Below are 22,886 nucleotides of genomic sequence, written 5' to 3'. Positions count from 1 at the left end.
CGGCGTGAAGCAGTTCGAGTACGCCCGCGCGGCCAGCCCGGCCGACGCGGTGCGCCGTTTCGAGCCGGGCACCATGTACCTGGGCGGCGGCACCAACCTGGTGGACCTCATGCGGCTGGGCGTGGCCCAGCCCGACCGCCTGGTGGACGTCAGCCACCTCCCGCTCGACGCGATCGAGCAGGACGGCGACCGGCTGCGCATCGGGGCCGCCGTGCGCAACACCGACCTGGCCGCCCACCCGCTGGTCCGCGTCCGCTACCCGATGCTCGCTCGCGCGGTCCTGGCCGGCGCCTCGGGCCAGGTCAGGAACATGGCGACGATCGGCGGCAACCTGCTGCAACGCACCCGCTGCGGCTACTACCAGGACGTCACCAGGCCGTGCAACAAGCGGCGGCCCGGCAGCGGCTGCCCGGCGATCGAGGGCGACCACGGCAACCTCGCCATCCTCGGCGCCTCCGACTCCTGCGTGGCCACCCACCCCTCGGACATGGCCGTCGCGCTGGCCGCGCTGGGCGCCGAGGTGCACGTGACAGGCCCCGGCGGCGACCGCGTCATCCCGATGCCCGGCCTGCACCGCCTGCCCGGCGACACGCCCGAGCGCGACACGGTGCTGGAACCCGGCGACCTGATCACCGCCGTGGAGCTGCCCGCGCCGCCGCCGGGGCCGTCCATCTACCGCAAGGTGCGCGAGCGGGCGTCGTTCGCGTTCGCGCTGGTCTCCATCGCCGCGGCGCTGGACCTGCGCGACGGCGTCGTCCGCGACTGCCGCATCGCGCTCGGCGGGGTGGCCCACGTCCCCTGGCGGGCCGAACGCGCCGAGCAGGCGCTGATCGGCGGGCAGGCGACCGGCGAGGCGTTCCTGGCCGCCGCCGAGGCCGAGCTGGAGCTCGCCCGGCCGCTGCCGCGCAACGCCTTCAAGGTGCCGCTGGCCCGCAACCTGATAGTCCGGACGCTGGAGGAGCTGGCCTCGTGAACCGCATCGAGGGCCGCGTCAAGGTCACCGGGCTGGCGACGTACGCGGCCGAGTACCCGGTCGAGGGCGTCACGTACGCCTACCCCGTGCAGTCGCAGGTGGCCAAGGGCCGCATCGCCCGCGTGGACGACCGCGAGGCGCTGGCCATGCCCGGCGTGCTGGCCGTGCTGTCCAGCGAGCGGCCGCCCGAGCTGGCCCCGGAGGCCGAGGGCGAGCTGGCGCTGTTCCAGAGCCGCGAGGTCGCCTACCGCGGCCAGATCGTCGCCGCCGTCGTCGCCGACACCTACGAGAACGCCCGCGCCGCCGCCGCGGTGGTGCGCGTCGAATACCAGCCGCAGGCCCACGACGTGCACCTCAGCACCGAGCACCCTGGCCTCTACCGGCCCAAGACCGTCAACCCCGGCTTCCCCACCGACACCGGGCACGGCGACGTCGAAGCCGGACTGGCCGCCGCCGCGACCACCATCGACGTCACCTACACCACCCCGGTCCTGCACAACAACCCGATGGAGCCGCACGCCAGCCTGGCCTACTGGGACGACCTGGGCAGGCTGATGGTCTACGACGCGTCACAGGGCGCCACGAGCGGCCGCGACATCATCGCCAGGACGTTCGGCCTGCCGCGCGACGCGGTCCGGGTGGTGGCCAGGCACGTCGGCGGCGGCTTCGGCTCCAAGGGCACCACCAGGCCGCAGGCCGTGCTGGCCGCCATGGCAGCCCGGGAGGTCGGCCGGCCCGTCAAGATCGCGCTGACCAGGCATCAGATGTACGACGTCACCGGCTACCGCACGCCCACCATCCAGCGGCTGCGGCTCGGCGCGGACGCCGACGGCCGGCTCACCGCGCTGGAACACGTGGCCTACGAGCAGAGCTCCACGGTGGAGGAGTTCGCCGAGCAGACCGCGGTCCCGGGCCGCGTCATGTACGGCACGCCCGCGCTGCGCACCGCGCACCGGCTGGTCCGGCTGGACGTGGCCACCCCCTCGTGGATGCGCGCCCCGGGGGAGTGCCCCGGCATGTACGCGCTGGAGTCCGCCATGGACGAGCTGGCCTACGCCGCCGGCCTCGACCCCGTCGAGCTGCGCGTGCTCAACGACCCGGAGACCGAGCCCGGCAGCGGCCGGCCGTTCAGCTCCCGCAACCTGGTCGGCTGCCTGCGCGAGGGCGCCCGCCGCTTCGACTGGGAGCGCCGCGACCCGCAGCCCGGCGTGCGCCGCGACGGGGAGTGGCTGATCGGCACCGGGGTCGCGGCCTCCACCTACCCGGCCAGGCGCATGCCCTCCAAGGCCGTGGTCGCCGCGCAGGACGGCGAGTTCCTCGTCCAGATCGCCGCCGCCGACATCGGCACCGGCGCCCGCACCGTGCTCACCAAGATCGCCGCCGAGACGCTCGGCGTCGCCCCCGACCAGGTGCACGTCGAGATCGGCGACAGCGACCTGCCGGACGCCTTCCTCGCCGGCGGCTCCATGGGCACCGCCTCGTGGGGCTCGGCCGTCTTCCGGGCCTGCGAGGACTTCCAGCGCGACGGCAAGGAGGGCCACGCCGACACCGCCGAGGAGATCGCCAAGGACGCCGAGCTGGCCCGGCACGCCTTCGGCGCCCAGTTCGCGGAGGTTCGGGTCAACGCCGTCACCGGCGAGGTGCGGGTGTCCCGCCTGCTCGGGGTGTTCGCCGCCGGGCACATCATGGACGCCACGCTCGCCCGGTCGCAGTTCATCGGCGGCATGACGATGGGGCTGGGGATGGCGCTGATGGAGGAGACGTACACCGACGAGGAGTTCGGCGGGTTCCTCCGTCGCGACCTGGCGCAATACCACATCCCCGCCAACGCCGACGTGCCCAACCTCGAGGCCGTCTGGCTGGAGGAGGAGGACGAGGAGCTCAACCCGATGGGCAGCAAGGGCATCGGCGAGATCGGCATCGTCGGCACGGCCGCCGCCATCGGCAACGCCGTCTTCCACGCCGCCGGCCACCGCGTACGCGACCTGCCCATCACGCCCGCCAAGATCCTCATGCCGAGGTTTTAGCCTCCCTTGACGAGGAAGGAGGAGTCTCTCAAGTTGGGAGGCCACATTGAAGAACGAGTCGGATCAGCAGCGGGCGGACCGTAACTTCGTGGAGTTACTGCAGGGCGCCAGGGTGGCGGTCACCGGGGTGCAGGTGCTGTTCGCGTTCCTGCTGACCGTGCCGTTCTCCTCGGGCTTCGGCCGGCTCGACCTGACGGACCGGTGGCTGTTCTTCGTGGCGCTGGTCAGCGCCGCGATCGCGTCGATCTGCTACATCGCGCCGACCGCGCAGCACCGCGTGCTGTTCCGCCAAGGCCGTAAGGAGACCCTGGTACGCCGCTCCAACTCCTACGGCCTCCTGGGCGCGCTCGCCCTGGCCGTGTCGATGACGACGGCCACCATGCTCGTGATCGACTACCTCTTCCACGCCACGCTGGCGGTCGTCACCGCGGGCGTGCTCGCCGCGCTGGCCCTGTGGACGTGGTTCGGCCAGGCGGCCCTCAGCCGCTCGGACGGTCAGTCCCCGCCCGACTCCGCGGACTCATCGGACTCCGGAGACTCCGCCGATTCCCCGGACCCCGTCTCGGCCGGGAGCGCCGTGCCGTCGTCGCCGGCTCGCGAGGCCCGCGAGTAGGCCGCCCGCGCCACCATGTAGGCGGCCACCGACACGGTGATCACCTGCGAACAGCCCACCAGCAGCAGCGGCCCGGCGTTCGCCCAGGTCGGCCGGTGCAACCACATGGCCAGCAGCACCAGCAGCACGCCCAGGACCTGCGGTTTGGTGCCCGCGTGCATCCGGTCCAGCGTCGTGCGGAACCGGACGAGCCCGACCCCGGCCGACAGCGCCAGCGCCGCGCCCAGCAGCAGGCAGCCGGACGCCGCCACGTCCAGCGCACTCACCGTGACACCACCGCGGCGCTCACGGGGCACTCACGGGGCACTCACGGGGCCCGGCCCGCGAAGAACCTGGCCAGCGACACCGAGCCGACGAACCCCAGCAGCGACAGCACCAGCAGGACCGGCAGGTCCGAGTAGTCGTCCGTGACCATGGCGAACGCCCCCGCCCCGCACATCGACAACGACGTCAGCACGTCCACCGCCACCGCGCGGTCCAGCATCGACGGCCCGCGTGCCACCCGGTAGAGGGTGGCCGCCGCCGCGCACCCGAGCAGCCCGAGTGCCACGAGGTAGACCGCCGTCACGAGAGCTCCTCCCGGTCCCGCCGGGTGCCGAACGCCGCCACGATCCGCGACTCCAGCCCGGCCACGTCCGCCCGGACCGCCTCGGTGATCTCGCCCGGCCGGCCCAGCACGTGCACGATCAGTTCCCGCCGCTCGGAGTCGACCTCGACGACCAGGCTCCCCGGCACGGTGGACAGCGTGATCATGATCATCACCGTCATCGACTCCGACGACGTACGCAGTCGCACGCGGACGATCCGCGTCGGCGGCGGGCCCGGCCGCACCACGTAGACCACCACCCGCGCGGTCGAGACCACCAGGTCCCGGCCGAACCACAGCAGGAACCGCGGCAGCGCCACCGGCCGGAGCCGGATGCCCGGATCGAGGATCGGCAGCGGCATCAGCCACGTCACCACCAGCCCGGCCGCGAGCCCGCCCAGCACGTTGCCCACGCTCAGCTCGCCCCACAGCGCCACCCACACCAGCGCCAGCCAGCACACCAGTGACAGCGGCACCCGCCGGCCGAACAGCCGCGGCGCCGGCTGCCCCCGGCTCACGCCGGCCTCCCGAGCACGGCCACGACGTACGGCTCGCGGGCCATCAGCTCGCCGGCCGCCCGCTGCGCCAGCGCCGACAGCGGCCCGGCCAGCACCGTGAACGACAACCCGAGCGCCACCAGCGCCGCCACCGACACCGGCAGCGCCACCGGCATCGCCGTCGTGGTCACGGTCGGGTCCTCGCCGGTGTACTCCTCGCTCTCCACGACCGTGCCCGGCAGGACGGCCCGCGGGCCGCGCCAGAACGCCGCGCTCCACGCCTTCGCGACGGCGTACAGGGTGAGCAGGCTCGTCACCAGGCCCGCCGCCACGAGCATGGCCGGCAGCCGGCCGCCCGCCGCCAGGCCCGCCTGCACCAGCATCAGCTTGCCCAGGAAGCCCGACATGGGCGGCACGCCCGACAGGTTCATGGCGGGCACGAAGAACAGCACGGCGAGCAGCGGCGCGGCCCGCATCAGGCCGCCGAGCCTGGTCACCGACGTGGTCCCGGTGCGCCGCTCGACCAGCCCCGCCACCAGGAACAGGCTCGTCTGCACGGTGATGTGGTGCACCACGTAGAAGATCGCGCCCGCCATCCCGGCCACCGTGGCCAGGCCCACCCCGAACACCATGTACCCGATATGGCTGACCAGCGTGAACGAGAGCATGCGCTTGAGATCGGTCTGCGCCACCGCGCCGAGCACCCCCGTCAGCATGGTCGCCAGCGCCACCCACATCAGCAGCGTGCCCACCGGCCCACCGGGGAACAGCAGCGCCTCCAGCCGGATGATCGAGTACACCCCGACCTTGGTGAGCAGCCCGGCGAACACGGCCGTGGCCGGGGCGGGCGCGGTGGGGTAGGAGTCGGGCAGCCAGGCCGACATCGGGAAGATCGCCGCCTTGATCGCGAACGCCAGCAGCAGCGTCAGCTCCACCAGCAGCTTCACGTGACCGGGCAGCGTGGTGAAGCGCAGGGCGAGCTGCGCCATCGACAGCGTCCCCGCCGCCGCGTAGGTGACGGCCAGCGCGATCAGGAACAACATCGAGGACGCCAGCGCCATCAGCGTGTACGTGGCCCCCGCCCGGATCCTGGACTCGGTGCCGCCGAACGTGAGCAGCACGTACGAGCCGCTCAGCAGCAGCTCGAACGCCACGAACAGGTTGAACAGGTCCCCGGACAGGAACGCGTCCGCCACCCCCGCCACCATCACCAGGAACGCCGGATGGAAGATCGCCATGGGAGCGTCGTGCTCCTGCTCGGCGTAGGCGCTGGCGACCGAGTACACCATCACGCAGAGCGTCACCGCCGACGACACCACCAGCACCAGCGTGGACAGCCGGTCGGCCACCAGGCAGATGCCGAGCGGCGACGGCCACCCGCCCAGGTCGGTCACCAGCGGCCCACGGGCGTCGGCGGCAAGCAGCAGCAGCACCGACACGGCGAGCGTGAGGCCCAGGGTGACCAGGCTGATGACCGACTGCAGGTGCCGCAGCCGGGCGCCGATGGCCAGCTTGACGCCGGCGGCCAGCAGCGGCAGCAGCACGGGCACGCAGACCAGGCGGTCCATGGGCTCAGTCCGCGCCGCGCCGGGAGCGCAGCCGCACCCGCCGGTCCTCGGTGTCGTCCCGCACCTCGTCGCTGCCGGTGAGCTGCCAGGAGCGGTGCACCAGGGCCAGGACGAACGCCGTCACGCCCAGCGTGATCACGATGGCGGTCAGCACCATGGCCTGCGGCAGCGGGTCGGCCGGCGCGGCGGTCCCGGTGAAGGGCGGGCGGCCCGGCGCGCCGCTCGCGGTGACGATCAGCAGGTTGACCCCGTTGCTCAGGACGACGACGCCGGCGAGCGCGCGTACCAGGCTGCGTTCGAGCAGCAGCGTCACGCCGACCGTGATCAGCACGCAGCAGGCCAGGAACGGCGGCAGGGAGAGGGTCACGCGCCCTCCTCGGCGTCGACCTGCCGGTCCAGCTCGGCGCCGAGGCCGCGCAGCACGTCCTGCACCATGCCGACCACCGACACGTAGATGCCGAGGTCGAACACCAGCCCGGTGGACACGTGCAGGTGCCCCACCAGCGGCACGTCCACGTCGGTGGCGAGCATCTCCAGCGCCGCGCCGCCGGACAGCAGCCCGGCCAGCGCCGTGCCCGCCGACAGCGTCAGCCCCACCCCCATCAGCACGCCCGCGTGGACGGGCACGGCCACGGCCAGCTCGTTCCGCCCGCCCGCCAGGTAGCGCACCGTGATCGCCAGCCCGGCCACGATGCCGCCGGCGAACCCGCCGCCCACCGCGCTGTGCCCGATGAACAGCAGGAACACCGACAGCACCAGCACCGTGTGGAACGTCAGCCGGGCCGCCACCTCGAACGCCAGCGCCCGCTGCCCGCGCGGCAGCGTGGCCGCCAGCCAGCGCTGCCGCCCGGGCGGATGCCGGATCTCGGCCGGTTCGATGTGGAACGCCCGGCGCCGCAGGAACACCAGGCTCGTCACGCCCAGGGTCAGCACGATCAGCACGGCGCTCTCGCCCATCGTGTCCCAGGCCCGGATGTCGAGGATCAGCGCGCTGACGATGTTACGGGCCCCCGCCTCCGTGGCCGCCGGCCCCATGAGCGCGCCGACCGGCACGCTGTCGCGGGCGCTCATCGCCAGCATGCCCGCGCCGGTGGCCACCACGCCCACGGCGAGCCCCAGCGCCAGCCGCAGCGCCAGCGGCAGCCGCCCGCGGACCGGGCCGAGCGGCAGCCGCCGCAGCACCAGCGCGAACACCACCAGGCTCAGCGTCTCCGCCAGGAACTGGGTGAGCGCCAGGTCGGGCGAGCCGTGGGCGAGGAACAGCAGCGCGGTGCCGTACCCGGTGAGGCCGACGACGACGGCCGTGAGGATGTACGCGCGGGCGAACAGCGCCAGCACGGCCGTCGCCGCGACCAGGACCGCCACGACCGGCTGCTCGGGGCGCTGCCAGGCGACGAGCCGCAGGTCCAGGCGGGGCGGGCCGCCGTAGACGACGGCGAACACGCCGACGCCGACCGTGGCCAGCAGCGCCACCATCAGGTAGTCGGGCACGGAGCCGCGCTGGAGGAGAGCGGTGACCCGGACGGCGAAGCGGTCCAGCCGCCGTACGATCGACCAGAAGACCTGGCCGGAGTCGACCAGGTGCAGGGCCGCGCCGGCCCGCGCCACCGGCTCCCTGGCCAGGAACAGCAGCGCGCCCGCCGCCAGCGCCCCCGCCGACAGCGCCAGCGCCGGGGTGAAGCCGGTCCAGAACGCCAGGTGGGCGTCGTGGCCGGGCTCGCGGAAGGTGCGGGTGTAGCCGGTCATCGCGCCCGCGTACCAGGAGGCCAGGGGCGTGAGCAGGCCGAGCGCCGACAGCAGCACGGCCGGCCAGAACAGGGTCGCGGGCACCGGCTCCGTCCGCCGCCCGGCGAGCCCGGGCTTGGCGGCGAAGGCCCCCCACAGGAACCGCAGCGTGTACGCCGCCGTCAGCGCCGACCCCAGCGCCACGCCCGCCAGCACGACCGGCCTGCCCAGCAGCGACTCCAGCGCCGCCTCCTTGGCCGCGAACCCGGCCAGCGGCGGCAGCCCCGCCATCGACGCGCCCGCCACCACCGCCACCGCGCACACCCACGGCATCGCCCGGCCCACGCCGCTGAGCTCGCCCACCTCCCGGCTGCCGGCCGCGCGGTCGACGATTCCCACCACCAGGAACAGCGCGGCCTTGAACAGCGCGTGCGCGAGCAGCATGGCCGCCCCCGCCAGCGCCGCGCCCCGCTCGCCCGCGCCGAACAGCACGACCAGCAGGCCGAGCTGGCTGACCGTGCCATAGGCCAGCAGCCGCTTCAGGTCCGTCTCGCGCAGCGCCCGCCAGCCGCCCAGCAGGATCGTCACGACGCCCAGCGGCAGCGCCACCGCCCGCCAGAGCGCCCCGTCGCCGAACGCCGGCCCCAGCCTGGCCATCAGGTAGACCCCCGCCTTGACCATGGCCGCCGCGTGCAGGTAGGCGGAGACGGGGGTGGGCGCGGCCATCGCGGCCGGCAGCCACGTGCTGAACGGGAAGATCGCCGACTTCGCCAGCGCCCCGGCCAGCACCAGCGCGACGGCGGCGGGGCTCCGCGGCGGGTCCGCGACGATCTCCGAGATCCGGTACGTGCCCGCGCCCTGGCCGATCAGGACGAATCCCGCCAGCATGGCCAGGCCTCCGGACGTGGTGACCGACAGCGCCTTGAGCGCCGCCTGCCTGCTCGTCCGGCTGTCCGGGTCGTACCCGATGAGCAGGTAGGAGAAGACGGTGGTCAGCTCCCAGAACATGTAGAGCAGGAGCAGGTCGTCGGCCGTCACCAGCCCCAGCATCGACCCGGCGAAGGCCACCATCGCGCCGCCGTAGCGGCCGAGCCCGGCCTCGCCCGCGGGGAAGTAGCGGGCGCTGTAGCAGAGCACGAGCACGCCGATCCCGCTCACCAGCGCCATCATGAGCACGGCGAGCGGGTCGGCGCGGAAGGACAGCTCGATGCCCAGTACGGGCGCCCACGGGTTGCTCTCCCGCCAGGGCAGTCCGCCCGCCGCCACCCAGCCGGTGGCGAGGAACGCGGCGGCCGGGGGCAGGGCGAGCAGCACGAGGCAGACGCGCCCGAGGCGCCGGGCCAGCCAGGGAGCGCTGATCGCCGCCACCGCGTGCAGGACCAGCAGCGACTCCATGAGCTCCACGGCTTCTCGGGCGGGTATTTCCGGCTACGCCCGCCCAATCTCTCCCGCCGCGGCGGCGCCGCCACGCAGGCACGGCCCGGGTTGACCCGAACGTCACCAGTCCCTGGGGCGGGACTGGTGACGGTGCTCTCAGGCCCTGCCGCCGCGCCCGGCGCAGGCGCCTGGCCTCGGCGCCTTGGCGGTGATCAGGTAGCGGTCGATCTGCCGGTCCAGGCAGGAGGCGCCGCCGCTGTAGGCGGTGTGGCCGTCGGCGTCGTTGGTGAGCAGCACACCCTTCGAGAGCTGGGCCGCCAGCGCCCGGGCCTGCTTGTACGGGGTCGCCGGGTCACGGGTCGTGCCCACCACGACGATCGGCGGCGAGCCCTTGGCGTGCACCTTCCTGGCGAACGTGGTGCCCTTGACCGGCCAGTGCGGGCAGCGCATCTCCGGGTGGTCGACGCAGTTGATGGCCAGGAACGCCTCGGTCTCGTTGACGTAGGTGCCGTCCGGCAGGCGCCCGTTGTACCCGTCGGCCAGCAGTAGCAGCTTCGTGCCGTCACCCTTGAACGCGTCGGTCAGCGCCGCGCGCAGGTGCGGCCATCCGGCCGTCGAGTACAGCGCCGCGTTCAGGCCGGTGCGCACCACGGCCTCGGTGACCTGGCGGCCGTCGTAGGTGTTGCGCAGCGGCGCCCGGTCGGCCCGCTTGAGGAGGGCGGCCAGCCGCTTCTCCGCTGCGCTGACCGAGTGCTTCCCGAACGGGCAGTCGTCGGCCTTGAAGCAGTCGCGCAGGAAGGACTCGGTCGCCACCCCGAAGCCGGTGGTCTGCGCCCGGCTCTCCTCGGAACTGGTCAGGGACGGGTCCATGGCGCCGTCGAGGACCATGGCGCGGATCCTGGTCGGGAACAGGTCGGCGTACCTGGCGCCGAGGTAGGTGCCGTACGACAGGCCCAGGTAGGTCAGGCCCCGGTCGCCCAGCGCGGAGCGCATCACGTCCATGTCGCGGGCGGCCTCGTACGTGCCGACGTGCGCGAGCAGTTCCTTGCCCGAGTTGGCCTTGCACGCCTTGGCGAACTCCTTGTCCCAGAGCTTCCGCAGCGCGACCTCGGCGCGGTCGTCGGGCGTCCGGTCGCTGGAGAGCATCGCGTCCATGCGGAGGGTGTCCAGGCACCGTACGGGGGACGAACGGCCCACGCCGCGCGGATCGAAGCTCACGACGTCGAACCGCCGGCGGATGGAGTCGGACATGAAGGTCTTGTCGGCCGCCAGCCTGTCGATCCCCGACGCGCCGGGGCCACCGAAATTGAGAACGATCGAGCCGATTCGCTTTCCGGTCGCGGGAAGCCGAATCATGGCGATCTTAATCCGCTTTCCGGCGGGCTTCGTATAGTTCAGCGGAACGTTCAACGTGGTGCACTCGTACCCGTTGCCGCAGGCCGACCAGGACAGCCGCTGGCCGTAATAGTCGGAGACCTGTTCAGGCGCCGCGGCCCGAGCCGTGCCGGTCAGACCGGCAGCGGCGATCACGCCTGCGATGACGGGGCAAATGATCGTGATAAATCGTCGCATATCGAAAATACAAGGGAAAAACCTTGCGGCGTCCTTTAAGTGCGCTGGAATAGATCGTCTGCAAGGAGCCCGGCGGGGTGCGCGACGGACCGGGGGAATGGCCGGGGATCAGGAAGGCTACCAGCGAGAACCCGGTGCCCGGGCCGCCCGCCCGGCGGCCCGTCCCTGAGCGGTCCTGGCTCGCCCATGAAGCTTTTCGAGCCGGCGCGGTAAGTACAGATGACCGCGTTCGCCAAGAAAGGCCGGCATGCATGACAACCCCGCGCGATGTCGAACTCGACGACGCGACCCTCATCGAGCGGTCGCTGCGCGAGCCCGAGACCTTCGCCCTGCTGTTCGACCGGCACGCGCCGCTGCTGCACCGCTACGTGACCAGGCGGCTGGGCCCGAGCGAGGCCGAGGACGTCGTGGCCGACACGTTCCTGGCCGCCTTCCAGCATCGGGGCGGCTATGACAGCGGCCGCTCCGACGCCCGCCCGTGGCTGTACGGCATCGCCTCCAACCTGATCGGCAAGCGGCGGCGGGCCGAGGCGGCCCTCTACCGCGCCTACGTCCGCAGCGGCGTGCACCCGGCGGACGGCCCGCAGGTCGAGGACGGGCTCAACACCCTGGCCGTCAACCGGCCGCTGGCGCGGGCGCTGCTGAGGCTCAAACCGGCCGATCGCGACGTGCTGCTCCTCGTCGCCTGGGCCGAGCTCAGCTACCAGGAGGTCGCCGGCGCGCTCGCCATCCCGCCGGGCACCGTCGCCTCGCGGCTCAACCGGGCCCGTGCCCAGATCCGGCAAGCACTGGAAAGAGGAGAATGACGATGGATTCCCTGAAGGCCATGTGGGCGACCGTGCCGCCGGCCACCCCGGACGACCTCGCCGGAGCCAGGCAGCGGCTTCTCGACGGGATGCGCGCCCGCCCGGGCGCCGGGACCGCCCGCCGGCGCGTCGTCACCGTCCCGCGGCTGGTGGTCGCCGCTGGCGTGGTGGCGGCGGTGAGCGTCGCGTCGGCGGTCATCACCCCCGGGACGCCCGCGTACGCGGTGGGTGAGAACCCCGACGGCACGATCACGGTGACCGTCAACGAACTGCGTGACCCCGAGGGGCTGGAAGCCGACCTGGAGGCGGCCGGCATCAAGGCCGACGTGACCTACCTGGCACCGAACACGCGGTGCGAGGGGCCCCGGTTCGCCAGCGTGGACGGCAAGTACGACGGGCCGCCCTTCGACACGCCGGAGGAGATGCGGCGAGCCCACGAGGGCTGGCGCTCGGCCAAGGCCACCCGGCCGATCTCCGTCCGGACGATCGGCATCCACCCGGAGCACATCCAGCCGAACGAGACGCTCGTGCTGGAGTTCCGCGAGAACCAGAACTCGGACGTGCCCTGGACGCTCGGCGCCTTCCTGGCCCGCGCGGGCGCGCCGGTGCAACCGTGCACGCCGGTCGCGAGCGCCGGTTGAGCGCCGGTTAAGGCCGGGGGCCGATCGGGGGTCGGTTGAGCCCGGGGGACGCCGGTCGGGGGTCGGTTGAGCCCCGGGGATGCCGGTCGGGGGCCGGTTGAGCCCCGGGGATGCCGGTCGGGGGCCGGTTAAGGCCGGGGACGCTGGTCGGCCGGTTACGAGCGGCGGGCGTTCGGGTGACGGCTCTGCGCGGCGGTCCCGCGGGCGGGGGCCGCTCGCGTAGGGTCGAGGCCGTGAGTGATCAAGCATGGCCGCCGGTCGCGCGGCCCGGAGTCGCCGCCGGGGCGCTGTTCTCCGACGATGGCGGGCGTGTGATGGTCGTGCGGCCCACGTACAAGCCTGAACTGGACATCCCGGGCGGGCTCGTCGAGCCGGCGGAGACGCCGTATGAGGCGTGCGTGCGTGAGGTGGGCGAGGAACTGGGCATCCGGCCGCCCGTCGGCCGGCTGCTCGTCGTCGACTGGGCGCCATATCCCGGGCGGGGGGACATGGTGCTGTTCGTGTTCGACGGCGGGATTCTCGACGCCGGGACGCTCGGGCGGATCACGTTCCCCGACGCCGAGCTCAGCGCGTACGAGTTCCGCGCCGTCGAGGAGCTGGACGGGCTGCTGACCGAGCGGCTGGCCCGCCGGATCAAGGCCGCCGCCGAGGCCCGCGACTCGGGACGGACGCTCTACCTGGAGCACGGCCTGCCCCTGGCCGTGCCCCGCGACGGTCACCGGTAGGGCTCTCAGGTGGAACGGGCGGCCACCTCGTCGGCCAGGCGGTCGAGGGAGCGGTCGAGCAGGCCGCGTACCTCGTCCGCCCGCGCACCCGTGTCCGGCTCGTCGAGCAGGGAGAGGTGCACCGTCACCTCGCTCGTCCCGGCGGTCGCGTCCGACACCTGCAGCCAGCCCGCGTAGCCGGGGTGGTCCCGGCCGCCCCACTCGACCCTGAGCTGGTCGGGGGAGGCGCGGAACAGGCCCTCGTGCCGCCCGCCGCCGGGGATCAACTCGCCCCCGGCCTCCAACCGGCCCGGCCCGCTGTCGTGCACCGACAGGCCCTGCGGCAGCCACCGGTCCATGATGTCCACATCGGACGCGACGCCGTACACGATCGTGCTGCTCGCCGGCATTCCCCGCGTCGCCTCGAACTCCGCCATCCCAGCCCCCGTTCTCCCGTTGCCCGCAGTACCCGGGTGATCCGCTCGCAAACTGGGGCCGGGACGCCGGAGTCTCCCGCTACCGTGGCGGTTGTCGTTAGTCGTGCGCCGAGGGGAGCGAGGCGATGGCGGAGCTGCCGCGTGTGCCGCCGGAAATGTTCCGGTTCACCACCACAGACCGGGCAGATCTGCACACCGCTGTCCTCTATGCCTTCGGCGAGGCCAACGAGCGGCTTGAGACGGCGCTGACCGTGGAGGAGGTGCGCGAGCGGCTGCGCGCCGTGGGATGGTACGCGCCGGCCGCCGAGCAGGAGCTGGCCGGCACGCTCAAGCAGCTCGTCGGCTGGGGCCTGCTCGACGTGATCTTCAACCACGCCGGCAGCTTCGCCACCGCCGAGGAATACGAGCGGAAAAACCTGCAATATTCGCTGACCAAGCGGGGCGAGGCGGCCTTCGCCGGGGTACAGCACGCGATGGCCATGCTGGCCTCGGCCGGGGCGCTCCAGACCGCGGTGCTCGACGCGATCGCCGACCGGCTGGGGGAGCTGGAGGAGCTGCTGCGCGATCCCGACCCCGGCCGCAACCGGCGGATCTTCACCAGCCTCCAGGAGCTGGAGGGGCACCTCGACGGGCTGCGTGGCAACACCAAGCAGTTCAACGGCGAGCTGCAACGGCTCCTGCGCGTCGAGGGCACCGACCTGACCACCTTCCACGAGGTCAAGGCCGCCACGGTGGCCTACCTGCAGGAGTTCGTGACCAACCTGGAGCAGCGGGGCGAGACCATCGCCGCCGCGCTGGACGGGGTGGCCGGGCACGGGGTGAGCGTGCTGCACGCGCGGGCGCTCGACGGGGCCGACCTGCCCAGGGTGCCCGGCGCCGACCACGCCACCCCCTGGCTCGCGGCCCGGGCGGCCCGCTGGGAGGGGCTGCTGCTCTGGTTCGCCCCGCAGGACGGCCTGGAGCATGGCGGCGTGCCGCGGGTGCGGCAGCTCCACGACGTGGCGCGCCGCGCCATCGTGGCGTTGCTGCAGGTGCTCGACCGCATCACCGACTCGCGCCGCCGCTCCTCCAGCGCCGCCGCCGACTTCCGCACGCTGGCCCGGTGGTTCGCCACCGCGCCCGGTGAGGACGACGCGCACCGGTTGTGGGACGCGGCCTTCGGGCTCGGGCCTGCCCGGCACGCGCATCTCGGGCACGCCGACGCCGAGCTGATCCCGGCCGGGATGCCATGGGCGGAGGCCGAGCCCGTCGCGGTGTCGGCCCTGCTGCGTTCCCGGGGGCGCACCGAGCGGATGGGACGTACGGGGAAGGTCCGCGACGTGGTGGCGCTGCGCGCCGAGCGCCGGGCCCGCGCCGAGAAGGAGCGCGCCGAGCTGGAGGCGGCCTGGGCCGCGCTGGCCACGACCGGGGCCACCCGGTTGTCGCAGTTCGGCGAGCTCGATCACGAAGCGTTCGGGCGGCTGCTCGACCTGCTCGGGCGGGCGCTGGCCGAGCGCCCCGACTCGACCGGGTTCCGCCGGGCCGTCACCTCGGACGGCCGGGTGGAGATCGTGCTGCGGCCCCCCGACGACGGCACGGTGGCGGTGCTGCGCACCTCGGAGGGGTGGTTCCGAGGTCCCGACTACCTCATCGACGTGCGCTCGCTGGGCGCCGTGCGCGAGGAGGCGGCGGGCGCATGAGCACTCTGGCCAACCAGCTCGTCAGGGCCGAGAAGGAGGAGATCGCGCGGGCGATCAGGACCCTGCTCGGGCAGCCGCTCGTCTCCCTGCACGACGACCCCGCCGTCTTCGACCTGATCAGGAAACGGCGGCAGCCGCTGACGCAGTGGTTCGACTACTTCTGCGGCTGGCGGCTGGTCGTGGAGCCGCGCCAGGGCTACGCCCGGCTCGTCAAGATCAGGTCTGAGCCCGTCGCCACCCGGCCCGCCCGGCGCCGCCGCAGCACCAGGGCGCCGTTCGACCGCCGCCGCTACACGCTGCTGTGCCTGTGCGCGGCCGAGCTGCTCACCTCGCCGGTCACCACGATCGGCATGCTGGCCCAGCGCGTGGTCCAGGCGGCCGCGGTGGAGGCCGGGGTGCCCGGGTTCGACCCCGTACGAGCCGACGAGCGGGCGGCCTTCGTCGACGCGCTCAAGCTGCTCGAACACTACGGCGCCGTCACCGCCATGGACGGCGCCACCGACTCCTACCTCGCCGACGAGGACGCCAAGGTGCTCTACCGGGTGGACACCACCCGCGTGATCCGGCTGCTGGCCGCCCCCGTGCCCCCGTCCCGGATCGCCGCCACCACCGAGCCAGGCGCCTCCGCCGATGCGGTGGATCTTGTCGACCCGGCCAGCCCCGGGCTGCTCGCCGCGCTCACCGTGGAGGCCCGTTACGGCGGTGACGAGCCCACCGAGACCCAGCGCAACCTGTGGGCCCGCCACTCCCTCATCCGCCGCCTGCTGGACGAGCCGGTGGTCTACCGCGACGAGCTGACCCCGGCCCAGGCCGCCTACGCCGCCTCGCTCACCGGCCGCCAGATCATCCGGAGGGCCGCAGAGGAGGCCGGGTTCGTGCTCGAAGAACGCGCCGAGGGGCTCCTGCTCATCGACGCCGAAGCCACCGCCACGGACACCAAGTTCCCCGACGACGGCAGCCACGCCAAGGTGGCCGCGCTGCTCCTGCTCGACCTGCTCGTCTCGGCCGGGCCGGTGACCGCCGCCCGGCTCGACGCCGAGGCGGCCGAGCTGCTGCGCCGGTTCCCGCAGTGGGCCAAGGCCTACCAGTCGGACGGCGGCGGGCCGCGGCTGGCGGCCGACGCGCTGGAGGTGCTCGCGTTGTTCGGGCTGGCCCGCCGTACGGGTGACCAGGTCGCCGCCCTGCCCGCCGCGGCCCGCTACCGGGTCGAGCGCGGCACGGCCGTCGAGGAGGATGCATGACCGTTACCGAGCCGTCCCCCACCCGCGCCGCGCAGGGGATGGACCAGCGCTGGACGCCCGTACGCGCGGGGATCATGAACGTGTGGCGCTACTACGACGAGGTGTTCGAGTTCCACCGGGGCAGGCTGCTGCTGCGCGGTCCCAACGGCAGCGGCAAGTCCAAGGTCCTGGAGCTGCTGCTGCCGTACGTGCTCGACGCCAGCCTCAAACCCAGCAGGTTGTCCACGTTCGGCGGCACCGAGCGCACCATGCACTGGAACCTGATGGGCGACGGCGCCGGCGGCACCACCCGGGTCGGATACGTGTGGCTGGAGTTCCGGCACGCCGACGGCCGCTGGTTCACCTGCGGTGCCCGGCTCCAGGCCACCATTCACACCAAGACGGTCACCGCCACCTACTTCACGACCGAATGCCGCGTGGACGCCCCCGACGGCATCCGGCTCAGCGGCGATGGCGGCCAGCCGCTGAGCAAGGCCCAGCTCATCGACGAGCTCGGCGCGTCCGGCAAGGTCCACGAGTCGGCCGAGGCCTACCGCACGGTCGTACGCCAGACGCTCTACCGGGCGCTCAACGAGCAGCGCTACGACTCGCTCCTGACCGCCCTGCGCCAGCTCCGCACTCCCAAACTGTCCGAGCGGCTCGACCCCGGCCTGCTGTCCGACCTGCTGTCCAGCGCCCTGCCGCCGCTCGGCGAGGGCGAGATCCACGAGATCGCCGAGGGCTTCGAACGCCTCGACCGGCAGCGCGAGGAGCTGCGCCTGCTCGACCGCGACGTGGAGGAGGCCGAGCGGCTCGCCACCCGGCAGCGGGGTTACGCCCAGCGCGTCCTGCGGGCAGCCGCCGCGGCTGTGACGTCCGCGGGATACACCATGGACTCGCTGGCCGCCGAGGCCAAGGCCAAGCGGGAGGCGCTCAAGGAGGCCGACGAGGAGCTCCAGGAGGCCACCGTACGGCTGGGCGAGGAGGAGGCGCAGGAGCTGGCCCTGGCCGCGCAGATCGACGGGCTGAAGGAGAGCGACGCCTACCGGGCGGGCGGCGAGCTGCACCGGCTCCGCACCGAGGCCGCCACCGCACACGAGGGGGCCGCCCGGCTGCGTGACCAGGCCGGGGTCGCGGCCCGGTCGGCCGGCGCCAAGCAGGAGCTGTCCGCCCACGCCGCCGCCGACGCCCGCACGGCCGCCCGGCTCGCCGACCGCGCCAGGACCGAAGCTCGCCAGGCGGCAGAACGCGCGGGGCTGCTCGGCGTGCACGAGGAGAGCGAACGAGCCGCCTCCGCCCCGGCCCCGGACACGACCGCGGACGGACAGGACGGCACCGGAGACACGGCCGACGGCGGGCGTGACGCCGGCAGGAACGCTGCCGATGGCGGGCGTGACTCCGGGAAGAACGCTGCCAACGGTGGGCGTGACGCCGGGAGGAACGCGGCTGGGGGCGGGCGTGGTGGTGAGGAGGGCGTGCACCGGGCGCGGGAGTTGTTGCGGGCCGCCGTCATCAGCCGCGCCGCCCAGGTCAGGGAGGTCAGGGTCGCGGCGGTGGCGCACGACGAGGCGATCGACCGTCGTACCGTCGCCGAGCAGGACCGCGACCGCGCCCGCGATGACCTCGCCGCCGCTCAGACCGCCCACGACCAGGCCGAGCGCCTCCGTGACGAGCAGCTGCGGAACCTGGCCGCGGCCCTGGAGGAGTGGGCCGCCGGGTGCGTCCAGCTGCGGCTCGACCCGGAGGAGCTGGCGGGTGCGGCGGACCGGTTCGAGGAGGCCGACGAACTGGTGGGCAACGCCCGTACGGCCGCCGCCGTCCAGCTGGCCGCCCGGGAGCAGCACCTGACCGGCCTGCGCGAGAGCCTGCTGGCCGAGCGCGCCGAGCTGGCGGGCGAACGCGAGGGCCTCAACGACCAGACCCTGCTCGAACCCCCCGCCTCGCACACCCGTGACCCCGCCGCCCGGCAGGGCCGCCCGGGAGCGCCGCTGTGGCGGTCGGTGGCGTTCAGGTCCGGGCTCGACCCCGTCGCCCAGGCCGGGGTGGAGGCCGCGCTCGAAGCCGCCGGGCTGCTGGACCTGTGGCTGCGCCCGGACGGCGGGTTCGACCCTGGCGAGCACGACGCGTTCGCCGTGGCCGCGCTGTCCAGGCCCGCGCCCGGCTACAGCCTGGCCCATGTGCTGTTCACGGAGGCGGACGCGCCGGTCGACGCCGACGCGGTGCTGTCCGGGATCGCCTTCGCGCCCTCCGCGATCGGTGTCGACCACCCCGCCGCCATCGGCGCCGACGGCACCTGGCGGCTCGGTCCCGCCGCGGGCCGCTGGGTCAAGGCCGAGCCCTCCTACATCGGCGCCACCGCCCGCGAACGCGCCAGGCGGCGCCGCATCGCCGAGCTGGACGACCTGCTCGGCGAGCTGGCCGGCCGGATCGCCGAGTGCGACCACCTGCTCGCCGTAGCCGCGGGCGACCGCGACACGCTGGCCGCCGAGCTGCGGCGCAGACCCGACAGGAAGCCGTACGCCGAGGCGGTGCGGGCGCTCGACAGCGCGGTGAAGCGGGTCGCGCTGCTCGACGACCAGCTCAGGGTGTGCGAGCAACGGCTGCACGAGCGGGAGAAGGCGGTCGGCCGGTCGCTGCGGCGGCTCACCGAGCTGGCGGCCGCCCACGCGCTGCCCACCGCGCACACCGCCCTCGACAACCTGGACGAGGCCCTGCGCACCGCCGAGACGACCGGCACCGTCTGGCACGACCGGCGCGCCGACGCCCGGGCCGCCGCCGAGCGCGCCGGACACGCCGCCGAGACCGCCCTGGAATACCAGGAGCTCGCCGTCTCGGCCGTCGAACGCGCCGAGGAGGCCGCCTCCGCCGCCGTCGTACTGGCCGAGAAGCTGGCCGCCGTCGAGTCCACGGTCGGCGTCGAGCACCTGCGCGTCCTCGAACGACTCCAGCAGGCCCAGAGCGCCTACCAGGCCTGCCGCCGCCTCATCAAGTCGGTCAACGACGGCCTGGCCCGGCTCAACGCCCAGCTCGGCCAGCTCAAGGGCGAGCTCGGCATCGCCGAGGACAGGCACGCCGAGGCGGGGCGGGTGCGGGACGAGGTGTCCGACCGGTTCCGCCGCCTGGCGGCCGGATACCTGCCGGTCGACGCCCGGGTCACGGTGGAGCTGGCCGCCGGGGCCGGGGTGCGGGCCGTGCTGGAGTCGGCCAGGGCCGTCGCCGAGCAGCTGGCGGCGGTGCCGTACGAGCACAAGAACGTCAGGGAGGCCGAGGCGCGGCTGCAGGACGCCTTCCACCACGCCAGGGAGGTGCTGGCCGACCGGGCGGACCTGGAGCTGGCGCCCGATGAGGACGTGCAGGTGCTGACCGCCACCGTCAACGGCGTCCGGGCGGGGGCGGCGGCGCTCAGCGCGGCGCTGCGCAAGGAGCGCGACGACCGGCGTTCTGACATCACGGAGGCGGAGCGGGACCTGTTCGACCGGACGCTGGCGGGGGACACGCGGCGGCATCTCGCCGACCGGATCAGGCAGGCGACGGCTCTGGTGGAGGGCATGAACCAGCGCCTCGAACGGGTCCGTACCGCCTCCCGGGTGGCGGTACGGCTGGTGTGGCAGGTGGACGCCACCCAGTCGCCGGGCACCCGCGCGGCCCGCGACCTGCTGCTGCGCGACCCGGCGGGGCTGAGCGCGGCCGACAAGGAGGCGCTCTACGTCTTCTTCCGGGACCGGGTGGAGGAGGCCCGTGCCGACAACTCCTCCGCCAGCTGGGAGGACCAGCTGATGAAGGTGCTCGACTACACGTCCTGGCACCGGTTCACGGTCAAGCTGGACCGCGGGGACGGGCAGGGCTGGCAGGACCTCACCAGGAAGCTGCACGGGGCGCTGTCGGGCGGGGAGAAGGCGATCGCGCTGCACCTGCCGTTGTTCGCTGCCGTGGCCGCGCACTACCAGACCGATCCGGGGTGCCCGCGGTTCATCCTGCTGGACGAGGTGTTCGTGGGGGTGGACAGGACCAACCGGGGGCAGGTGTTCGACCTGCTGGTGGACCTGGGGCTGGATCTCGTGCTGACCTCCGATCACGAATGGTGCGAATACCGCGAGCTGGACGGCATCGCCATCCACCAGCTCATCACGGGGGACGGGGACGACGCCGTGACGACGGCGCGGTTCGTGTGGAACGGCTACCGAACGGTCCCCACGGAATGAGCGCACCGGAGCCGCCGCCCCCGGGCAGCGGGACAGGCGTTCCCGAGCGGTTGCGGGTGGCGGGGTTGCGGCCGGTGTGGCGGGCGCTGCACGAGCGGCTGTCCTCCGGGCACCCGGTCAGCCGCGTCCGGGTGACCGGGCTGGGGGAGGAGGAGCAGGCCGCCGTGGCCGACCTGCTCGGGCTCGACCGCTATCCCGGGCCGTCGGTCACGCTCGACGTGGCCCGGCTCGAAGGGGTGCTGGGCGGGCTCGACGTACGTACCGTCACCGAGCGGATCGCCGGGCCGCTCGACGACCGGCGGCGCAGGCGGGCGGAGCGGCAGGTCGAACGCGAGGAGCTGGCCGAGTGGTTCGCCTCCCACCCGGTGGTCGTGGCCGAGCCCGCGCTGCTGGCGCTGTTCGCGGCACGGGCCGGCCGTGACCTGCTCGGGCAGGCTTTGGACGTGCTCGCCGCGCTGCCCGCCGCCGGCCGCCCGCTCGCGGCGCTGGCGGCCGGCGTCACCGGCGACCCGCACGCCCTCGACGACGGCACCCGGTTGTCGTCGCTGGTCATGAAGGCCCTGTCGGTGCTCTACGATGTGCCGGCCCCGGAGGGGGCGCAGGCGCGCCGGGCCCTGTGGGAGCGGGCGGGGGTGGCCTGCGACGCCCTGTCCACGACCGTGCTGACCGCCGGGTTACGGCCGGCGGGGGAGGAGGCGCTGGCCCGGGTGCTGCGCGTCTGGGACGGGCGACCGAGCGTGATCACGCTCGCACAGCTGGGGGACGTGCCCGAGCTGCGGCTGCCCGAGCCGGAGGTGTTCGTGGTGGAGAACCCGACCGTGCTGGCGCTCGCCTGGCAGCGGTACGGCACGGCGTGCCCGCCCGTGGTGTGCACCTCCGGCTGGCCGAACAGCGCCGTCATCCGCCTGCTCCGCTCGCTGCCGGGCACCCGGCTGCGCTATCACGGGGACTTCGACGGGGAGGGGCTGCGGATCGCCGCCTACACGATGGCCAAGACGGGCGCCGAGCCGTGGCGTATGTCCACCGCCGACTACCTGGGGGCCCTCGACGACCGGGCTCCCACCGGCCCGGCCGGCGGGCCGGGGGTGGGGCGGGTGACCGACGCGCCGTGGGATCCCGAGCTGGGTCCGGCCATGCGGTCGCGCGGGCTGGCGGTCCCGGAGGAAGTGGTCGCGGAGCGGCTGCTCGACGACCTGGCGTGCGGCCCGTGAAGCCCCGGCGGGGAGGTCACACCCCGTAGCAGGAGATCGTCGCGTACGTCGGTGCCCGGGACATCACGAGCATGGGATCAGCCACTACCGCTTTCGGCAGATCCGCCGGCCGGCCGGTTCGTGAGCTCGGCGGCCCAGGGTGGGTCGGCGCCAGGGACGGTGCAGGTCAGCGCCGCCACCTGGGCCGCGAACTCCGCCGCTGCCACCGCCGTCGCCAGGTCCAGGCCGTCCAGGCGGCCGCCGAGCAGGCCCTGCTCGTCGAGGTGGTGCAGCAGGCCCGCCGTGAAGGCGTCGCCCGCGCCGACCGTGTCCACGACCTCCACCTCCGGCGCCCGTACGGTGGCCCGTTCACCGTCCAGGGACACCAGCGCGCCCGCCGCGCCCCTGGTGATGACGATGAGGCGGGCGCCGGCGGCGTGCCAGGTGTCGCAGGCGCGTTCCATCGGCACGCCGGGCAGCAGGAACGCCAGGTCGTCGGTGCTGAGCCTGAGGACGTCGGCCCACTCGCACCACCGGGCCACCTGGTAGTCGTCGATCGTGGCGAGGCTGGGGCGGACGTTCGGGTCGACCGAGATCGTGGCGTGCCCGGCGGCGGCGCGGGCGAACTGCTCCACCGCCGTCCGCCCCGGCCGCTTGACCAGCGCCAGCGAGCCGGTGTGCAGGCACGAGACCGGGCCGAGCCGCTCCCGGGTCAGCTCCTGCGGGGTCCACTGCCAGTCGGCGGTGCCCTCGGCGTAGAAGGTGTACTCGGCCTGGCCTTGGGCGTCCAGCGCGGCCACGGCCAGGGTGCTGGGCTCGCCGGCCACGACGGAGTGCGACAGGTCCACGCCGGAGGAGGCGAGGTGCTCGCGGAACAGCGCGCCGAACACGTCGCCGGAGACGCGGCCCAGGAACCGGGTCGGCGTGCCGAGCCGCGCCAGCGCCACGGCCGTGTTCGCGGGGCCCCCGCCGGGCAGCACCCGCAACCCCAGCCCCGCCACCCCACGCCGACCGCCGCCCCCGCCCGCCCCAACCCCAGCCCCGGCCCCGCTCCTGACTCCGGCCCCGC

At 74.0% G+C, this 22,886-nt stretch carries 18 protein-coding genes and 1 pseudogene; 10 read left to right on the top strand and 9 right to left on the bottom strand.

What is annotated here, in order from left to right; translation table 11 throughout:
- Positions 1-4: 4 nt before the first annotated feature.
- The 3 genes from BLS95_RS25540 to BLS95_RS25530 are packed head-to-tail and all read left to right on the top strand — an operon-like array spanning position 5 to position 3,613.
- Entirely contained in the window at positions 5-973 is a 969-nt protein-coding gene (locus BLS95_RS25540; RefSeq protein ID WP_090936135.1) for an FAD binding domain-containing protein, read from the top strand.
- Positions 970-3,000 carry a xanthine dehydrogenase family protein molybdopterin-binding subunit gene (locus BLS95_RS25535; RefSeq protein ID WP_090936132.1) on the top strand — a complete coding sequence of 677 codons (2,031 nt, stop codon included), beginning with the start codon at positions 970-972 and terminating at the stop codon, positions 2,998-3,000. Before BLS95_RS25540 ends, BLS95_RS25535 begins: the two co-directional genes overlap by 4 nt.
- A gap of 46 nt (positions 3,001-3,046) precedes the next feature.
- Positions 3,047-3,613, top strand: a complete 567-nt coding sequence (locus BLS95_RS25530; protein ID WP_245765275.1) for a DUF6328 family protein — start codon at positions 3,047-3,049, stop codon at positions 3,611-3,613.
- Here BLS95_RS25530 and BLS95_RS25525 read toward each other — a convergent pair.
- The 7 genes and pseudogenes from BLS95_RS25525 to BLS95_RS25495 all read right to left on the bottom strand — a co-directional run bounded on the left by BLS95_RS25525 (position 3,496) and on the right by BLS95_RS25495 (position 10,938).
- Positions 3,496-3,879: a cation:proton antiporter gene (locus tag BLS95_RS25525; protein WP_090936129.1), complete on the bottom strand. Its 384-nt coding sequence runs from the start codon at positions 3,877-3,879 to the stop codon at positions 3,496-3,498. The two genes, BLS95_RS25530 and BLS95_RS25525, sit on opposite strands and share 118 nt — an antisense overlap.
- A gap of 41 nt (positions 3,880-3,920) precedes the next feature.
- Positions 3,921-4,181, bottom strand: coding sequence for an MrpF/PhaF family protein (locus BLS95_RS25520; RefSeq protein WP_090936127.1), 261 nt, complete (start codon positions 4,179-4,181; stop codon positions 3,921-3,923).
- A complete protein-coding gene (locus BLS95_RS25515) occupies positions 4,178-4,717 on the bottom strand; it encodes a Na+/H+ antiporter subunit E (RefSeq protein ID WP_090936124.1) in 540 nt (179 codons plus the stop codon). Before BLS95_RS25515 ends, BLS95_RS25520 begins: the two co-directional genes overlap by 4 nt.
- Entirely contained in the window at positions 4,714-6,264 is a 1,551-nt protein-coding gene (locus BLS95_RS25510) for a Na+/H+ antiporter subunit D (RefSeq protein ID WP_090936121.1), read from the bottom strand. The genes BLS95_RS25515 and BLS95_RS25510 overlap by 4 nt, the downstream gene beginning before the upstream one ends.
- Before the next feature lie 16 nt (positions 6,265-6,280).
- Positions 6,281-6,631, bottom strand: a pseudogene (locus tag BLS95_RS25505) (Na(+)/H(+) antiporter subunit C); the annotation flags it as partial.
- The gene (locus BLS95_RS25500; RefSeq protein WP_090937076.1) at positions 6,628-9,384 is read right to left on the bottom strand and encodes a Na+/H+ antiporter subunit A; all 2,757 of its coding nucleotides are present in this window, start codon (positions 9,382-9,384) and stop codon (positions 6,628-6,630) included. The gene BLS95_RS25500 and the pseudogene BLS95_RS25505, both read right to left, overlap by 4 nt.
- 138 nt (positions 9,385-9,522) lie before the next feature.
- On the bottom strand, positions 9,523-10,938 hold the full coding sequence (locus tag BLS95_RS25495) for an alpha/beta hydrolase (RefSeq protein ID WP_090936116.1): 1,416 nt from the start codon (positions 10,936-10,938) through the stop codon (positions 9,523-9,525).
- Positions 10,939-11,189: 251 nt separating this feature from the next.
- Between BLS95_RS25495 and BLS95_RS25490 the strand changes: the two genes are divergently transcribed.
- The 3 genes from BLS95_RS25490 (at position 11,190) to BLS95_RS25480 (ending at position 13,110) form a co-directional block, all read left to right on the top strand.
- Positions 11,190-11,744, top strand: coding sequence for an RNA polymerase sigma factor (locus BLS95_RS25490; RefSeq protein WP_090936113.1), 555 nt, complete (start codon positions 11,190-11,192; stop codon positions 11,742-11,744).
- A gap of 2 nt (positions 11,745-11,746) precedes the next feature.
- Positions 11,747-12,385: a hypothetical protein gene (locus BLS95_RS25485; RefSeq protein WP_090936110.1), complete on the top strand. Its 639-nt coding sequence runs from the start codon at positions 11,747-11,749 to the stop codon at positions 12,383-12,385.
- Positions 12,386-12,618: 233 nt separating this feature from the next.
- The gene (locus BLS95_RS25480; RefSeq protein WP_245765274.1) at positions 12,619-13,110 is read left to right on the top strand and encodes an NUDIX domain-containing protein; all 492 of its coding nucleotides are present in this window, start codon (positions 12,619-12,621) and stop codon (positions 13,108-13,110) included.
- Between the two features lie 5 nt (positions 13,111-13,115).
- Here the strand turns inward: BLS95_RS25480 and BLS95_RS25475 are convergent, their stop codons facing one another.
- Positions 13,116-13,526, bottom strand: coding sequence for an SRPBCC family protein (locus BLS95_RS25475; RefSeq protein ID WP_090936105.1), 411 nt, complete (start codon positions 13,524-13,526; stop codon positions 13,116-13,118).
- Positions 13,527-13,651: 125 nt separating this feature from the next.
- Here BLS95_RS25475 and BLS95_RS25470 point away from each other — a divergent pair, with 125 nt between their 5' ends.
- From BLS95_RS25470 to BLS95_RS25455, 4 genes are read left to right on the top strand one after another with little or no spacing between them, the layout of a single operon-like run.
- A complete protein-coding gene (locus tag BLS95_RS25470) occupies positions 13,652-15,205 on the top strand; it encodes a TIGR02677 family protein (protein ID WP_090936102.1) in 1,554 nt (517 codons plus the stop codon).
- Complete coding sequence (locus tag BLS95_RS25465; protein WP_090936099.1) at positions 15,202-16,446, top strand: TIGR02678 family protein; 1,245 nt, start codon at positions 15,202-15,204, stop codon at positions 16,444-16,446. Before BLS95_RS25470 ends, BLS95_RS25465 begins: the two co-directional genes overlap by 4 nt.
- Complete coding sequence (locus BLS95_RS25460; RefSeq protein ID WP_090936096.1) at positions 16,443-20,627, top strand: TIGR02680 family protein; 4,185 nt, start codon at positions 16,443-16,445, stop codon at positions 20,625-20,627. Before BLS95_RS25465 ends, BLS95_RS25460 begins: the two co-directional genes overlap by 4 nt.
- Positions 20,624-21,838, top strand: coding sequence for a TIGR02679 family protein (locus tag BLS95_RS25455; RefSeq protein WP_090936093.1), 1,215 nt, complete (start codon positions 20,624-20,626; stop codon positions 21,836-21,838). Before BLS95_RS25460 ends, BLS95_RS25455 begins: the two co-directional genes overlap by 4 nt.
- A 77-nt stretch (positions 21,839-21,915) precedes the next feature.
- On the opposite strand, the gene BLS95_RS25450 is transcribed toward BLS95_RS25455, so the two are convergent.
- A partial coding sequence (locus BLS95_RS25450) for a carbohydrate kinase family protein (protein WP_245765273.1) occupies positions 21,916-22,886 on the bottom strand: 971 nt, incomplete at its 5' end.

This window comes from Nonomuraea jiangxiensis, assembly GCF_900099965.1.
In the GTDB taxonomy this organism is placed as follows: domain Bacteria; phylum Actinomycetota; class Actinomycetes; order Streptosporangiales; family Streptosporangiaceae; genus Nonomuraea; species Nonomuraea jiangxiensis.
Note: the sequence above shows the minus strand (reverse complement) of the source record. Positions and strands in the feature narration are given on the sequence as shown.

Bases quoted from the DNA above. Each gene is read 5' to 3' on its own strand.
- BLS95_RS25475 (WP_090936105.1), bottom strand. From the start codon at position 13,526: ATGGCGGAGTTCGAGGCGACGCGGGGAATGCCGGCGAGCAGCACGATC.
- BLS95_RS25510 (WP_090936121.1), bottom strand. From the start codon at position 6,264: ATGGACCGCCTGGTCTGCGTGCCCGTGCTGCTGCCGCTGCTGGCCGCC.
- BLS95_RS25495 (WP_090936116.1), bottom strand. From the start codon at position 10,938: ATGCGACGATTTATCACGATCATTTGCCCCGTCATCGCAGGCGTGATC.
- BLS95_RS25460 (WP_090936096.1), top strand. From the start codon at position 16,443: ATGACCGTTACCGAGCCGTCCCCCACCCGCGCCGCGCAGGGGATGGAC.
- BLS95_RS25455 (WP_090936093.1), top strand. From the start codon at position 20,624: ATGAGCGCACCGGAGCCGCCGCCCCCGGGCAGCGGGACAGGCGTTCCC.
- BLS95_RS25465 (WP_090936099.1), top strand. From the start codon at position 15,202: ATGAGCACTCTGGCCAACCAGCTCGTCAGGGCCGAGAAGGAGGAGATC.
- BLS95_RS25500 (WP_090937076.1), bottom strand. From the start codon at position 9,384: ATGGAGTCGCTGCTGGTCCTGCACGCGGTGGCGGCGATCAGCGCTCCC.
- BLS95_RS25485 (WP_090936110.1), top strand. From the start codon at position 11,747: ATGGATTCCCTGAAGGCCATGTGGGCGACCGTGCCGCCGGCCACCCCG.
- BLS95_RS25490 (WP_090936113.1), top strand. From the start codon at position 11,190: ATGACAACCCCGCGCGATGTCGAACTCGACGACGCGACCCTCATCGAG.
- BLS95_RS25470 (WP_090936102.1), top strand. From the start codon at position 13,652: ATGGCGGAGCTGCCGCGTGTGCCGCCGGAAATGTTCCGGTTCACCACC.